This is a genomic window from Streptomyces regalis, from assembly GCF_001509475.1.
GTDB classification, from domain to species: Bacteria; Actinomycetota; Actinomycetes; order Streptomycetales; family Streptomycetaceae; genus Streptomyces; species Streptomyces regalis.
Window position 1 is genome coordinate 20,384 of the sequence record NZ_LLZG01000387.1, and the last position, 14,956, is coordinate 35,339.

General features: G+C 69.5%; 10 protein-coding genes. 4 read left to right on the forward strand and 6 right to left on the reverse strand.

Annotation, left to right across the window (positions count from 1 at the left end; translation table 11 throughout):
• Positions 1-174: 174 nt before the first annotated feature.
• Positions 175-1,998 carry a phosphoenolpyruvate carboxykinase (GTP) gene (locus tag ADL12_RS39375; RefSeq protein WP_062712255.1) on the reverse strand — a complete coding sequence of 608 codons (1,824 nt, stop codon included), beginning with the start codon at positions 1,996-1,998 and terminating at the stop codon, positions 175-177.
• Positions 1,999-2,340: 342 nt separating this feature from the next.
• Here ADL12_RS39375 and trhA point away from each other — a divergent pair, with 342 nt between their 5' ends.
• The 4 genes from trhA (at position 2,341) to ADL12_RS39395 (ending at position 6,180) form a co-directional block, all read left to right on the forward strand.
• Positions 2,341-3,087 (forward strand): PAQR family membrane homeostasis protein TrhA, encoded by a 747-nt coding sequence (trhA, locus tag ADL12_RS39380; protein WP_062712258.1) that lies wholly within the window; start codon positions 2,341-2,343, stop codon positions 3,085-3,087.
• A 99-nt stretch (positions 3,088-3,186) separates the two neighbouring features.
• Positions 3,187-4,761, forward strand: coding sequence for an MFS transporter (locus tag ADL12_RS39385; protein ID WP_079052517.1), 1,575 nt, complete (start codon positions 3,187-3,189; stop codon positions 4,759-4,761).
• A 5-nt stretch (positions 4,762-4,766) separates the two neighbouring features.
• Positions 4,767-5,459 (forward strand): TetR/AcrR family transcriptional regulator, encoded by a 693-nt coding sequence (locus tag ADL12_RS39390; protein ID WP_079052519.1) that lies wholly within the window; start codon positions 4,767-4,769, stop codon positions 5,457-5,459.
• A 4-nt stretch (positions 5,460-5,463) separates the two neighbouring features.
• Entirely contained in the window at positions 5,464-6,180 is a 717-nt protein-coding gene (locus tag ADL12_RS39395) for a Mut7-C RNAse domain-containing protein (RefSeq protein ID WP_062712263.1), read from the forward strand.
• 12 nt (positions 6,181-6,192) lie between these two features.
• Here the strand turns inward: ADL12_RS39395 and ADL12_RS39400 are convergent, their stop codons facing one another.
• The 5 genes from ADL12_RS39400 to ADL12_RS39420 form a co-directional block, all read right to left on the reverse strand.
• Complete coding sequence (locus ADL12_RS39400) at positions 6,193-8,592, reverse strand: galactose oxidase early set domain-containing protein (protein ID WP_062712266.1); 2,400 nt, start codon at positions 8,590-8,592, stop codon at positions 6,193-6,195.
• Positions 8,589-9,770, reverse strand: a complete 1,182-nt coding sequence (locus tag ADL12_RS39405) for a glycosyltransferase (RefSeq protein WP_062712270.1) — start codon at positions 9,768-9,770, stop codon at positions 8,589-8,591. The genes ADL12_RS39400 and ADL12_RS39405 overlap by 4 nt, the downstream gene beginning before the upstream one ends.
• The gene (locus ADL12_RS39410; RefSeq protein WP_062712273.1) at positions 9,767-11,422 is read right to left on the reverse strand and encodes an ArnT family glycosyltransferase; all 1,656 of its coding nucleotides are present in this window, start codon (positions 11,420-11,422) and stop codon (positions 9,767-9,769) included. Before ADL12_RS39410 ends, ADL12_RS39405 begins: the two co-directional genes overlap by 4 nt.
• Positions 11,419-12,696, reverse strand: a complete 1,278-nt coding sequence (locus ADL12_RS39415) for a glycosyltransferase (protein ID WP_062712276.1) — start codon at positions 12,694-12,696, stop codon at positions 11,419-11,421. Before ADL12_RS39415 ends, ADL12_RS39410 begins: the two co-directional genes overlap by 4 nt.
• Positions 12,697-12,889: 193 nt before the next feature.
• Positions 12,890-14,923, reverse strand: a complete 2,034-nt coding sequence (locus tag ADL12_RS39420) for a thioredoxin domain-containing protein (protein WP_062712280.1) — start codon at positions 14,921-14,923, stop codon at positions 12,890-12,892.
• Positions 14,924-14,956 lie beyond the last annotated feature (33 nt).

Consider the following 14,956-nt stretch of genomic DNA (forward strand, 5'->3'; position numbering starts at 1 on the left):
TGTTGCGGGCGAAGGCCTGCCGTCGCCTTCCCGTCGGGGCGGACGGGGACGCGACGACAGGCCCAGGGCTCCGCACGCCGTTGTACGGAACCTCGCCGGTACGCACCGCGGCCGGCCGTGACGATCACTGGTCAGGGCACATCCGTGCCGGCCGCGGAGTCTTTCGGGCGGGCCTCAGCCCAGGCGCTGCACCAGCGCGCGGTACTCGTCCCACAGCTCCTTCGGCGTGTGGTCGCCGAAGGTGTTGAGGTGGTCGGGGACGAGCGCGGCCTCCTCGCGCCAGATCTCCTTGTCGACGGTGAGCAGGAAGTCGAGGTCGGAGTCGGCCAGTTCGAGACCGTCGGTGTCGAGGGCCGCCTTGGCCGGCAGGACGCCGATCGGGGTCTCGACGCCCTCCGCCTTGCCCTCCAGGCGCTCGACGATCCACTTCAGGACGCGGCTGTTCTCGCCGAAGCCGGGCCAGACGAACTTGCCCTCGTCGTTCTTGCGGAACCAGTTGACGTAGTAGATCTTCGGCAGCTTCGACTGGTCCTTGTCCTTGGCCACGTCGACCCAGTGGGCCATGTAGTCGCCCATGTTGTAGCCGCAGAAGGGCAGCATCGCGAACGGGTCGCGGCGCAGCTCGCCGACCTTGCCCTCGGCGGCGGCGGTCTTCTCGGAGGCCACATTGGCGCCGAGGAACACGCCGTGGTTCCAGTCGAAGGACTCCGTCACCAGCGGTACGGCGGTGGCGCGGCGCCCGCCGAAGAGGATCGCCGAGATCGGCACGCCCTTGGGGTCCTCCCACTCGGGCGCGATGATCGGGCACTGGGAAGCCGGGACGGTGAAGCGGGCGTTGGGGTGGGCGGCCGGGGTCTCGGACTCAGGCGTCCAGTCGTTGCCCTTCCAGTCCGTCAGGTGGGCCGGAGTCTCCTCCGTCATGCCCTCCCACCAGATGTCGTTGTCGTCCGTCAGCGCCACGTTGGTGAAGACCGAGTTGCCCCACAGCGTCTTCATCGCGTTGGCGTTGGTGTGCTCACCGGTGCCGGGCGCGACGCCGAAGAAGCCGGCCTCGGGGTTGATGGCGTACAGGCGGCCGTCCTCGCCGAAGCGCATCCAGGCGATGTCGTCGCCGATCGTCTCGACGGTCCAGCCGGAGATGGTGGGCTCCAGCATGGCGAGGTTGGTCTTGCCGCAGGCGGAGGGGAAGGCCGCCGCCACGTACTTGGACTCGCCCTGCGGCGGGGTGAGCTTGAGGATCAGCATGTGCTCGGCGAGCCAGCCCTCGTCACGGGCCATCACCGACGCGATGCGCAGGGCGTAGCACTTCTTGCCGAGCAGGGCGTTGCCGCCGTAGCCGGAGCCGTAGGACCAGATCTCGCGGCTCTCGGGGAAGTGGGAGATGTACTTGGTCCGGTTGCAGGGCCAGGGGACGTCCTCCTGGCCTTCCTCCAGCGGGGCGCCGACGGAGTGCACGGCCTTCACGAAGAAGCCGTCCTCACCGAGCTCGTCGAGGACGGCCTGACCCATACGGGTCATGGTGCGCATGGAGACGGCGACGTAGGCGGAGTCGGTGATCTCGACGCCGATCGCGGAGAGCTGCGAGCCGAGGGGGCCCATGCAGAACGGGACGACGTACATCGTCCGGCCGCGCATCGAGCCGCGGAAGACGCCCTTCTCGCCGGAGAAGACCTCACGCATCTCGGCGGGGTCCATCCAGTGGTTCGTCGGCCCCGCGTCCTGCTCCTTCTCGGAGCAGATGAAGGTCCGGTCCTCGACGCGCGCGACGTCGGTCGGGTCGGAGGCCGCGTAGTAGGAGTTGGGGCGCTTGATCGGGTCGAGCTTCTTGAAGGTGCCCTTCGCGACGAGTTCCTCGCTCAGGCGGTCGTACTCGGCCTCGGATCCGTCACACCAGACCACGCTGTCCGGCTGCGTCAGTTCAGCGATCTCGTTCACCCACGAAATCAGTGCCCGGTGTTTTGTGGGGACGACGGGGGGAGCCGCGATGTCGCGCGCCACGGTTGCTCCTAAGTGAGGGATTTTGTCCTGAATATGCCCTTGTGTGCCCCGTGGGGGCCACGACCCGGATGCTTCACGGACTGACCCGCTGTTCTGATCTTCCGCGCTCATCCGGTGCCGACCGCACTCATTTGATCATCCGACGCGTCCGCCCATATGTCCAGAGGGCGTCACAGGTGAGCGGCGTGAGCATCGCCACTCATCCAGATGTTTTCGATGCGTCACCACGGCTTCACCCCGGGTGCGCCCATCCCGGGTACCCCATGAGACGATGGCCACTTCCGGGCGGTCATCTGGCCGCCCTGATACGTAACTTACGGTTCCGTAGGTACGATGCCCCGCATGACGTCGCCCGCCCCCGACGCGCCCTCGGACACACCGGCCGCCGGCCGCGGTCCCGCCGCGTCCTCCCTGCCGCACCAGATCGCCCACCACGCCCAGCAGCTCACGGACGAGATCAAACCCAAGCTCCGGGGCTGGCTGCATCTCGGCATGTTCCCGGCCGCGCTCGTCGCGGGCCTGGCGCTCACCGCCCTCGCGGACTCACCCAGAGGCCGTCTCGCCTGCGGGATCTACGCCCTCACCGCCTGCCTGCTGTTCGGCGTGAGCGCGCTGTACCACCGGGGCAACTGGAGCCCGCGCATGGACGGCATCCTGCGCAGGCTCGACCACGCGAACATCTTCCTGATCATCGCGGGCACCTACACGCCGCTGACGATGCTGCTCCTGCCGGAGACCAAGGGCCAGTGGCTGCTGTGGGGCATCTGGGCCGCAGCCGCGGCGGGCATCATCTTCCGGGTGTTCTGGGTCGGCGCCCCGCGCTGGCTCTACACGCCCTGCTACATCGCGATGGGCTGGGCGGCCGTCTTCTTCCTGCCGGACTTCATGCGCACCGGCGGCATCGCGGTCCTCGTCCTGGTGATCGTCGGCGGCGTCCTCTACAGCGCGGGCGGCGTGATCTACGGCATCAAGCGCCCGAACCCGTCACCGCGCTGGTTCGGCTTCCACGAGGTCTTCCACTCCTTCACGCTGGCCGCGTTCGTCGTGCACTACGTGGGGATCTCGCTGGTGGCGTACCAGCACGCGTAGCTGCACCGCTCAGGAAAGGGCCACGGCTTCCGAGCCGTGGCCCTTTTTCATGCCCAAATCAATTGACATCTCCACTCTTTTGAGAGCTACTCTCATTTCATGGCTACTGTCACTCAACGGGGTGCCGTACAAGGTGATCCCCGCCGCTGGTGGGCGCTGGGCGCCCTGGTCGCGAGCATGCTCGTCCTCGGTTTCGACCTGACGATCCTGAACGTGGCGCTGCCCACGATGGCCGGGCAACTCGGGGCGAGCAGCGGCGAGTTGCAGTGGATCGTCGACTCGTACGTCGTCGTGTTCGCGGCGCTGATGCTCCCCGCCGGGCTGCTCGGCGACCGCTTCGGGCGGCGCAGGATGCTGATCGCGGGGCTCGTGGTCTTCCTCGCCGGATCCCTGTTCGGCACTGTCGTCGACACCCCGGAGCTGGTCATCGCCGCCCGTTCGGTCATGGGCCTCGGGGCCACGCTGGTGATCCCGCTCGGCCTGTCCGTGCTGCCGTCGATGTTCGGCGAGGAGGAGCGCGGCAAAGCGGTCGCCGCGGTCACCGCCTCCATGGCCGCGGGAATGCCGCTCGGGCCGCTCGTCGGCGGGCTGCTGCTGGACCACTACTGGTGGGGCTCGATCTTCCTGATCAACATCCCGATGGCCGCCATCGGGATCATCGCCTGCCTCTTCCTGCTGCCCGAGTCCCGCGACCCGTCCTCACCCCGGGTCGACACCCTGTCCACCGCGTTCAGCGCGTTCGGGCTCGGCGCCCTGGTGTTCGGCATCATCGAGGCACCCGAACGCGGCTGGGGCAGCGCTGTCGTGCTCGGCTCGTTCGCGATGGCCGCGGCGCTGCTCGCCGGGCTGGTCCTGCGCGAGCGGCGGGCCGTACGCCCCATGCTCGACCTGAAGCTGCTCGCCCACCGCGGTTTCCTGTTCAACAGCCTCGCCGCGACGCTCGGCACCTTCGTCTTCTCCGGGCTGCTGTTCATGCTCCCGACGTATCTGCAGGAGGTCGGCGGCAGCGACGCCTTCGGCACCGGGCTCAGGCTGCTGCCGATGATGGGCGGCCTCATGGTCTCCGCGCGGGCCAGCACCGCCCTCGTCCAGCCGATGGGACCGCGCCCGGTGGTCACCGCAGGCCTGGTGGTGCTGTGCTTCGCCGCCCTGCTCGGCTCGCGGACCGACACCGGCAGCGACTACGGCTTCACCGCGCTGTGGCTGACCATCGCCGGCCTGGGCTTCGGCCTGGCGATGGTGCCGGCGATGGACGCGGCGCTCGGCGGCATCCCCGCCGACGAGGCGGGCAGCGGCTCGGGGCTGCTGATGACGCTGCGGCAGGTGGGCGGCGCCATCGGCATCGCACTGCTGGGCAGCCTGGTCGCGGGCGCCTACGGCGACCGGATCGACACCGGCGGCCTTCCCGAGGCGGCCGCGGACGCGGCGCGCGACTCGCTCAGCGGCGCTCACGCCGTCGCCGAGCAGCTCGGCCTGCCCGCCCTCGCCCGCTCCGCCGACGCCGCGTACGTGGACGGCATGGCCACGGTGCTGGTCGTCTGCGGCATCGCCGCCCTGGTGACGGCGGCACTGACGGCGCTGCTGCTGCCGAACACACGGCCCGCCGAACCGGCCCGGCAGGAAGAGCCCCCGGCTCCGGTCGTGGTCCCCCGGGAGGCCGATGAACGACAATGAGCGACATGACCACGGCACGAACCCCTGTTCCCGACGCGGCTCGCCATCTGAGCCTGCGGGAGCGCAAGAAGATCAAGACGCGCATCGCCATCAGGGACGCCACCTACGCCCTGATCAGGGAGCAGGGGTACGAGGCCACCACCGTCGAGCAGATCGCGGAGCGCGCCGAGGTCTCGCCGAGCACCGTCTTCCGTTACTTCCCCACCAAGGAGGACATCGTCCTGACGGACGAGTACGACCCGCTGGTGGAGGACCTGCTGCGGGAACGGCCCGAGGACGAGCCGGTCCTGGAGTCGCTGCGCTGGTCGGTCCGCAAGGCGCTGACCATGGCGCTCGCCGACAGCCCGAACTTCGAGCAGGACGAGATGATCCTGCGCACCCGGCTCATGGTCGAGGTCCCCGCGCTGCGCTCCCGCCTGATGGAGAGCATGTCCGTCACGGGCCGCCTGATGTGCCGGGTCCTGGCGGAACGCACCGGCCGTGACGAGAACGACCTGGAGGTGCGCGTCTACGCCATGGGCCTGATGGGGGCCATGCTGGAGACGATGATCTACTGGGTCGAGCACGACTTCGGCGACGACCTGCCGGAACTCATCGACCGCACCCTGGCCACCTTCAAGGACCTCCCGAAACGGCAGGCCGCACCGCCGCAGCCCGCAAAAGGGCAGGCCCCCGGCCCGGGCCCCATGACATCCTGACCAGGTGAACGGACCCGAGATCCACGTCGAGTTCGCCCCCGAGCTGGCCCTGTTCGTCCAGCGTGCGCTGCGCCGGACGCTCGTCACCGACGGCGTCTCGTCCCTGGGCCACGTCGTCGAGTCGGCCGGCGTCCCGCTGACCGAGGTCGGCGCCCTGTGGGTCGACGGCCGCGAGGTTCCGACGTCATACGTCCCCTCAGCCGGCGACCGGGTGGAGGTCCGGCCCGTCGAGCGCCCCCAGCGGGTGCCCGGCGCTCCCCTGCGCTTCCTCCTCGACGTCCACCTCGGCACCCTCGCCCGCCGCCTGCGTCTGCTCGGCGTGGACACGGCGTACGAGTCGACGGACATCGGCGACCCGGCGCTCGCCGCCCGCTCGGCCGCCGAGCAGCGGGTGATGCTGAGCCGGGACCGGGGCCTGCTGCGCCGGCGTGAGCTGTGGGCCGGCGCGTTCGTCTACAGCACCCGGCCTGAGGAGCAGCTCCAGGACGTCCTGGACCGGTTCCGGCCCGACCTGCGCCCCTGGACGCGCTGCACCGCCTGCAACGGGCTGCTCAAGGAGGCCACCAAGGACGAGGTGGCGGACCAGCTGGAGGGCGGCACGCAGCGGTCGTACGACGTCTTCGCGCAGTGCACCCAGTGCGGGCGCGCGTACTGGAAGGGCGCGCACCACGAACAGCTGGTGGCCATCGTGGAGCGCGCCCTCACCGACTACGCGAGCTGAACGAGCGGAAAGCTAACGCCTGCTCACATCACCCTTCCCGCAGGCGATTCCGTCCCCGTTCCGGTCCAGCCGCAGCGGGTCGTCCCTGCCGTTGACCTTCAGGCGGCCGTAGTCGTTCGCCTTCAGCCAGTCGCAGCGGGACTTCGTCGTCGCCTTCACGGTCGGCGGGAACGCCGTCGGCACGCAGACGTTGATCGAGCCGTAGTGGCGGTCGCAGCCGGAGACGGTCGGGCTGACCTTCTGGGACTTCCGCTTCTTGCCGGGGCCCGTGACCTTGCCCTTGAGGTCGTCGGCGAAGTCGTGGAGGTGTGCCGAGGCGTCCGCGGCGGACAGGGCCTGCGGGCCTTGGAGGTGTACCCACTTGGCCACGGACGGGATGCCGTTGGCGTCGACCGCGAAGAGCATGTACCAGCCGGGCGGGGCCAGGTTGGGGTTGCTCGTGACGTTCAGGTCGATGTTGTTGCCATCCACCGACAGCGGCAGGTCGACGAAGCGCTGGTTCGGGTCGGAGGAGTGGGTGACCGCGGCCGGGCGGATCAGCTCGGCCTTGGCGATGGGCCGGTCGACGGTGATCCGCTGGGTGTCGCCGTATGTCCACTCGGTGTCGATGACCGAAGTGATCGTCGGGCGCTCGCCCTTGAGGAGATAGGGCGGGGTGTAGATCGACACGTCGTGGTTCCAGGAGCCGTTGCCCGGGTTGTCGCCCGTGGTCATCACGCGGCCGTCCGGCAGGAGGAAGGCGGAGGAGTGGTAGCCGCGCTCCTCCGGGTCGGGCGCCACCGGGTCGAAGGTGTTGGTCGCCGGGTCGTAGAGAGACGACTCGTACACCGGGTCGGCCCGGTTGTGCAGCGCGCCGCCCGTCTCCAGGACCTTGCCGTCGGGCAGGAGTACGGCGGAGACGTACATCTTGCCCTGGTTGCCGGTCTCGGGGACCTTGCCGGCGCCGAGGTCGACGGTGCCCTGCGGGAGCGGCGGGCCGGCGAGGTAGGACGGGTTGGGCTGCTTGAGGTCGATGACGTCGGTGAGTCGGTTCGCGTCCGGGTTGGAGTCGATGTTGCCGCCGCCGAGGGTGAGGACCTTCTGGTCCTGGGCCGGGGGCAGCAGCACGCTCGCGGACTGGTCGCGCTCGTCCTTGTTCTGGAGGCCGGGGATCTGGGTGACCGTGTTGGCGTCGTAGTCGTAGATCGCGCTGCCCGTGCCCGGGATGTTGTTGCCGAAGACATGGCTGCCGGAGTAGAAGAGGCGGCCGTCCTGCATGAGGATCATCGACGGGTACAGGCCCCAGTACGACCAGGTCTGGTTGACCTTCCACAGCGGCTGCCACTGCTGCTCGGCCTGCGAGAACAGCTCGGCGGTCACCGAGCCGGTGGAGTCCTCGCGCAGGCCGCCGAAGGAGATGACGTCACCGTTGCCGAGGACCGTCGCCGACGGGTACCAGTGGCCGTCGTTCATGTCGTTCGTCTTGCTGTACGTCGCGGTGGCCGGGTCGAAGACGTACGAGTCCTTGAACCCCTCGTAGCCGTGCCCGCCCGGCACCGGATACGCCTTGTTGCCGCTCATCACCAGCACCCGCCCGTCCTGCAGCTGGACGTGCCCGGCGCAGAACATGTCCTTCGGCGTGGGAATGACCTTGTAGGTGCCGTTGGCCGGGTCATACACCGCGCTCGTGAACGTCCCCGCGTTGAACTGCTCCTCGCTGTTGCCGGAGCCCGCGATCAGCAGCACCTTGCCGTTGTTGAGGACGACGGAGTGCATGGAGCGGACCGGGTTCTGCGTGGGGAGCACGTCCCACTTGCCGTTCGCGCACTGCTCCGGGGCGCCCGTGCACACGGGGTCCGGGACCGGGTCGGCCACCTGCTCCATGGCGTAGTCGTCGGTGGTCGCCGAGCCGGTGCCGTACACGGAGACACCCCAGGTGATGCGATCGGTGCCGGCCGGGACCTCGGGGGTGCGGACCGTGGCCTGGGTCCAACTCGACTGCATCTCCAGCGTCTTGAGATCGCTCCAGTACTGCCAGCCGGCGGTGGTGTCATGCCGGAACAGGGTGATGTTCGCGTCCGGCGTGGTCGTCTTGTACCAGAGCGACAGGTCGTACTGCTTGCCCACGGTCACCACCGGCGCGCACTCCGTCGACTCGGTGATCAGCGCCTTGCGGTCACCGTCGACCCGGCGGGTGAGCGACACCTTCATCGCCTTGGATCCGCTGTGGGCGTCACTCGTCGTCTCGAAGGTGAAGTCGTTGTCGCCCCAGCCGGACTTCTCCCAGCAGTACGGCATGTCGCCGGTGCCGGCGGTCTCGAAGCCGGGGTTCTTGATGAGGTTGGCGGCGGAGGCGGACTGGGGTGAGGAGAGGAGAAGGCCTCCGGTGAGGCCCATGACGGCCAACAAGGCCGATCTCCGTCTGGATCTCATGCGGTACTCCTTGCTGTGCGGCTCCTGCGCGGCAGATAGACCAGCGCTTCGGTCCCGACGAAGCGCAGGACGAACGTGATGACCAGGGCGCACGCGGTGGCCGGCAGCACCGCCAGTCCGAACTGCCCCACCAGCAGCGCGATCAGCGGGATGCGCAGCACCAGGTCGGCGTTGGCGAGCAGCGCGAACCGTACGGTGCGGTCGGCCCAGTGGCGGTGCCGGCGGCGGTCGCGGAACAGCAGCTTCTCGATGAGCAGGAAGTTCCAGGCCACGCCGAACTGGTTGGCGACGATCTCCGCGGGGAGGTAGTGCAGCCCGGCCTGGGTCATCGCCCACAGCGCGGCCAGGTTCGGCACGAAGCCGGTCAGCCCGATCAGCCCGAACACGACCATCCGGGCCAGCGGGTCCGCCGTACGCAGCCCGGCGAGGTGCCGGAGGAAGCGGCGTCCCTCCGCCGCCGTGGACTTGGACTCCCCCGCGAACCGCTCCTGGAACACGAACGGCACCTCGGTGACCGCGCGCGGGCGGCTCCGCACGGCCAGCTCCAGCAGGATCTTGTAGCCGAGCGGCTTCAACGCCTGAGCGGTGATGTCGCTGCGGCGGATGGCGAAGAAGCCGCTCATCGGGTCGCTGATGCCGTGCAGCCGGCGCGGGAAGAGGGACTTGGTCAGCCAGGTCGCCGCCCGCGACACGACCACGCGGTAGCTGCCCGCGAGCCCGGCCCGGCTGCCGCCCTTGATGTACCGGGAGGCGACGACGAGCCCGGCGTTCGCGCGCTCACCGGTGGCGACCAGCTCCGGGACCAGGGACGGCGGATGCTGGCAGTCGCCGTCCATGACCACGATCCAGTCCGACCCGGCCGCCTTCATCCCCTCGACGACCGCGCCGCCGAGCCCGCCGACGGGGTCGTCCCGGTGGATGACGGTGACGGGGAACGGGCAGTCCTGGGCCGCCTCCTTGATGACCTGCGGGGTGTCGTCGGTGGAGTCGTCCACGAAGACGACCTCGCAGGGCAGCCGGGACGGCACCGACTCGGTGATCTGGTGCAGCAACTGCCGTACGTTCGCCGACTCGTTGAAGGTCGGTACGACGATGGTGACGGCACCCGGCTCGGCCACCTCTGAGGCCTCCACGGCCGGATCGCCCAGCTCCTCGCGGGCGGTGTATTCCTGGCTCATCGAACGCCTCCGGAGGCTGTCTGGATCTGGCGGATCTCGACGCGGTCCTCGCCGCTGCCGAACACGGCGACCGGCGTCGAGTGCTCCATGGCCGCCTTGACGTTGGGCAGCTCGACCGCGTCGCGCCGGACCGTCGGCGAGGCGACGACGTAGTCGAGGTCCTTCCAGCCGCGCGGCATCGTCTTCGTCACGGCCGGGTCGAGGTCGGCCTTGTAGAACCAGATGGCACCGCGCCCTGGCTCGTAGCCCGCGTGCACCAGGTCCAGCCACAGCGCGTCGTCGACGAGCACCCGGGTGTCCTCGGGGTCCGCCACCTCGGTGGACAGCCACTTCGAGGCCGCCTGGTAGGGCGCGTTGGCGTCGGCGGTGACGGCGGTGCGGTCGCCGTCGTACCAGCGCGGGACGACATAGGCGCCGGCGGCGATCGCGAGGACGGCCGCGAGGGCGTACCGCCCGCCGGTGACGTACCGCGTCTCGGCCTCGGAGCGCCGGCGCCGCAGTACGGCGTGGGCGACGGAGGCCGTTCCTCCGGCGAGGACGAGGGCGAGGAACGGGAGCGCCTGGATGACGTACATCGCGGGCAGGTAGCCGCTGGGGCGCATGGCCACCAGGGCGAGGATCACCACCGCGAACGACGGTCCGGCGAGCGCCCGGGCGGTGACCGACCAGCGCCAGGTGACCAGGAGCAGCAGGCCGCCCGCGAGGCCGCCGAGGATGAGGACGCGGTCGTAGTAGAGCCAGGAGTGCAGAACGCCGTGGGAGCCGGAACCCTGGTCGAGGATGAAACCCGACCCCGGCCTGGTCATCTGGTACTTGATGCCGTCCCACAGCGAGACGTGCCCGCTGCCCGAGAACAGCTCGCCCTTCAGCAGGGCGAACAGGGGATACGCGAGGCCGATCAGCACGCATGCGGTGACCGCGCCGGTCAGGGCGAACTTACGGGTGTCGCGGTGGCTGTGCCGCCACATGGTGACGAGGACCGCCGGGAGGACGAAGAGCATCGTCTCCTTGGTCAGCACGGCCGTGGCGGCCGCGATCCCGGCGCCGAAGTGGTGCCAGAGGTGGCGGCTCGGGGAGGCGGCGAGGGCGAAGGCGAGGAGCGTCCACATCACCGCGAGGTTGTCGAGGAAGATCTCCCGCTGGAGGACCACCGACAGGGGCGAAAGCCCGAACAGGACCATGCCGAGCCCGGCCGCCCAGCGCGGCAGGGACAGCCGCCGCCCGAGGACGTACACCAGGACCGCGCTGACCGCGCTGACGACCAGCATCGCGGCGCGCATGGTGCCGACGGTCATCGACTCGGGGCTGAGGGCCGCCGGTATCCAGGTCAGCAGGGCTATCTGGATCCAGCCGAGGGGCGGGTGGTCGTACCAGTAGGTGTAGTGGGCGAGGCCCCGGCCCTCCTGGACCGCCCAGGCCTGGGCGAGGTAGGTGCCCTCGTCGTCGCTGAGGGTGGGGTAGTCGGCGATGTTCCAGCCCTGGACGACGAGGATCGCGACGAGGAGGACGCCGCACAGGATCAGGTCGGGGCGGGAGGAGCGGCGGCGGAGACGGTTCGACGGGTCCGTTCGGCCGATCGAACGCGTTTCAGGGACAGCTTGTCTCTGCGCGGGGACCTGGGGAGTGGTCACCGCGGGAAGGGTGGAGGTCACGCAGGGACGTCCTCTCGGAGGTCACGGGTCACTTCGGCGCTGGTCAGATGCGCGCCGACGTGGGTGGTCAACTCCCAGTCATTACGGCCGCGTTGCTCCCGCCATACGGCGCGGACTGCGGCCCCGGCGAGGAGCACCTGGTAGAAGGGACCGCCCACGATGAGCTTCAGGTAGTGGACGAAGCGGACGCGAAGCCCGTACTGCTTGCCGAAGTCGTGCAGTCCTACGACCTCGAAGACGAAGGTGACGAGCGCGGTGACGGCCGGCAGGAAGGTGATGAACGCGACGCTCACGGGCACGTCGAGGAAGACGGCGATCGCGATGTTGAGCGGGATGATGAGCCCGGTGAAGGCCTGCATGAACGGCGTCATGAGGGTGTACCGGGCGAGCAACCGCTGCCCGAAGGTGGGCAGTTGCTTCCAGTCCTTCTTCCGGTAGACCTGCAGGAAGCCCTGGTTCCAGCGGGTGCGCTGCTTCAGCAGCGACATGAGGCTGCCGGGCGTCTCCTCCTTGGTCACCATGTCGGAGTCGTAGGCGACGACGACCTTCTTGCCGACGCTGGACAGGCGGACGCCGAGATCGCAGTCCTCGGCCAGGCAGTTCGGGTCCCAGCCGTCCGCTTCCCGCAGCACATCGGTCCGTACGAAGACGGTGTTGCCGCCGAGCGGGATGAACCCCTTCTGCGCGTGCAGGTGCAGCCGGGAGCGGAACCAGAAGAAGTACTCCAGGCAGTTGCGCAGGCTGTACCAGCTGGAGTGGAAGTTGATGAGCTGGACCCCGCCCTGGACGACGTCGGCGCCGGTGGTGCGGAAGGCGTGGTCCACGTGCGCGAGGAGCTCCGGGTGGACCTGGTCCTCGGCGTCGAAGACCCCGACGACATCGCCGCGGCAGTGCGGCAGCGCCGTGTTCATGGCCTTCGGCTTGTTCTTCTTCTCGTGGGTGTCGACGACGACACGGACGCGCGGGTCACGACCGGCGGCCTTGTTCGCCACCTCCGTGGTCTCCGGGTCGTCGTGCCCGACGATGACGATGATCTCGAAGTCGGTGTGGGTCGACTCCAGCAGGCGCTGGATGGTGTGGTCCAGCACGGCCTGTTCGTGCCGGGCCGGCAACAGCAGCGAGAACGACACGTGCTCGCCGCCGTCCGGTCTGCTGAAGCGGGTGGAGGCGAGCACTTCGGGCGTGCGCCACGCGTGCATCTGCCACCACAAGGTGAAGGCCGCCATCCAGAACAAGGCCAGCGAAACGGCAGCGATGAAGACAGACGTCAGCAACAGAATCCCCCCAGATCCCCCAATGCCCCCTGTCGCGACAGCGCGTCACATCTGTCGCAGAACTGTGTAGACAGTAAGGGGGATCTGTGAAGTCCGCAGGCCGTTTCGATGAAGAGCGCGTTTCATCACAACGAGCCCCGAGAGTGAACAATTCGAACACAGCCTGCGTAACTGCCCCATACACGCTGCCGTTTCAGCTGGTCAGCACGGTTCGCAACCGGTCCGGATCGGCGGTCGGGGCATCGCAGGTGAAGTTACGGCAGACGTAAGCCGCGGGTTGACCCTGCTGCAGGGGCCGGTCAACGAGGAGCGGAAACTCGTCACTCTCCGGAGTACCTACGGCCACGACCGCGCCCGGGGCGGTAGCGAGAAGTGCCGTGTGGTGCAGGGCCTTTGTGGCGGGGTCATCCATCGCCGGTCCTACGACCGCGACCTCACGCGGCCCGTCGAGGTTGGCCTCGGCGACGGCCAGACCCCAGCCGATGAAGCGGGGCACGCGCGGGCCGAGGGCCTTCACGACGCCCAACGCCTTCTCCGCGGCGGCCCGATGAGGCTCGGCACCGGTCTGCGCGGCGTAGCTCAGCAGGGCGCCGGCCGCCGCGCTCCAGCCGGAGGGGGCGGCGTTGTCGGTGGGGTCCTGGGGGCGGCGGATCAGTTGCTCGGCGTCGGCGGCGGTGTCGTAGAGGGCGCCGGACTCCTCGTCGACGAAGCGGGCCAGGACGTGGTCGAGCAGGAACCCGGCGAAGTCCAGCCAGACGCCCTCACCGGTGACCGAGGCGAGCGCGAGGAAGCCCTCGGCGACGTCGCCGTAGTCCTCCAGCACGCCCGCGTTCGCGCCGACGTGCCCGTCCTTGCTGGTGCGGGCGAGGCGGGCGGCGTCGTCGAGGTGCAGCCGCACGAGGAGGTCGGCGGCGCCGAGGGCGGCGTCCACGAGGTCGGGGCGGTCGAAGTAGGCGCCGGTCTCGGCGAGGGCGGCGATCGCGAGGCCGTTCCAGGCGGCGACGATCTTGTCGTCACGGCCGGGGGCGGGGCGGTCGGCCCGCGCGGAGAGCAGGCGTTCCTTGACGGAGGCGACCTTCTCGGCGTCGAACACGCCCTCGTGCTGCGGGAGTTGGAGCACAGAGGAACCCTGCTCGAAGGTGCCTTCCTCGGTGACGCCGAAGTAGGCGGCGGCGAGCTCCGCGTCGTCGTCACCGAGCACCTCACGCAGCTGCTGCGGAGTCCAGACGTAGTACGCGCCCTCGACGTGCTTGCCCGTCCCGTCGTCGCTGTCGGCGTCGAGCGCGGAGGCGAATCCGCCCTCGTCGGTCCGCAGTTCGCGCACCATGAAGTCGGCGGTCTCCAAGGCGACCCGGCGAGCCAGCTCCGAGCCGGTGGCACGCCACAGGTGCGCGTACACGCGGCACAGCAGGGCGTTGTCGTACAGCATCTTCTCGAAGTGCGGCACGACCCAGTCGCGGTCGACGGAGTAGCGCGCGAACCCGCCGCCGAGCTGGTCGTAGATCCCGCCCCGGGCCATCCGCTCGCAGGTGTCCTGCGCCATCTGCAAGGCGCCCTCGGCCCCGGTCCGGGCATGGTGGCGCAGCAGGAACTCGATCACCATGGACGGCGGAAACTTGGGCGCGCCCCCGAACCCGCCGCGCTGCGGGTCGTACTCCCGGGTGAGCCCGAGCAGCGCCTGGGCGAGGTCCTCCTCACCGGGCGCCTCGGTACCGCCGTAGGAGATCTCCCGCCCGGCGAGATCCCGCACGATCTTCCCGGCGACCTCGGCGACCTCGTCACGCCGGTCGGCCCACGCGCTGCGCACGCCCTCCAGCACCTGCCGGAAGGACGGCATGCCGTGCCGGGCGGCGGGCGGGAAGTAGGTGCCGAAATAGAAGGGCTCGGCGTCGGGGGTGAGGAAGACGGTCATGGGCCAGCCGCCCTGGCCGGTGGCCGCCTGGACGGCCTCCATGTAGACGGCGTCCACGTCGGGGCGTTCCTCGCGGTCGACCTTGACGCTGACGAAGTGGGCGTTGAGGTAGTCGGCGGTCTCCTGGTCCTCGAAGGACTCGTGCGCCATCACATGGCACCAGTGGCAGCTCGAATATCCGACGCTCAGCAGCACCGGAACCTCCCGCTGCCGTGCCTCCTCGAAGGCCTCTTCCGACCAGGGCCACCAGTCGACCGGATTGTCGGCATGCTGGAGCAGGTACGGGGACGTTTCGTGAGCCAGTCGGTTCGGCATACCTCCATCCTGCCCCACAGGGGCCACCGCTCG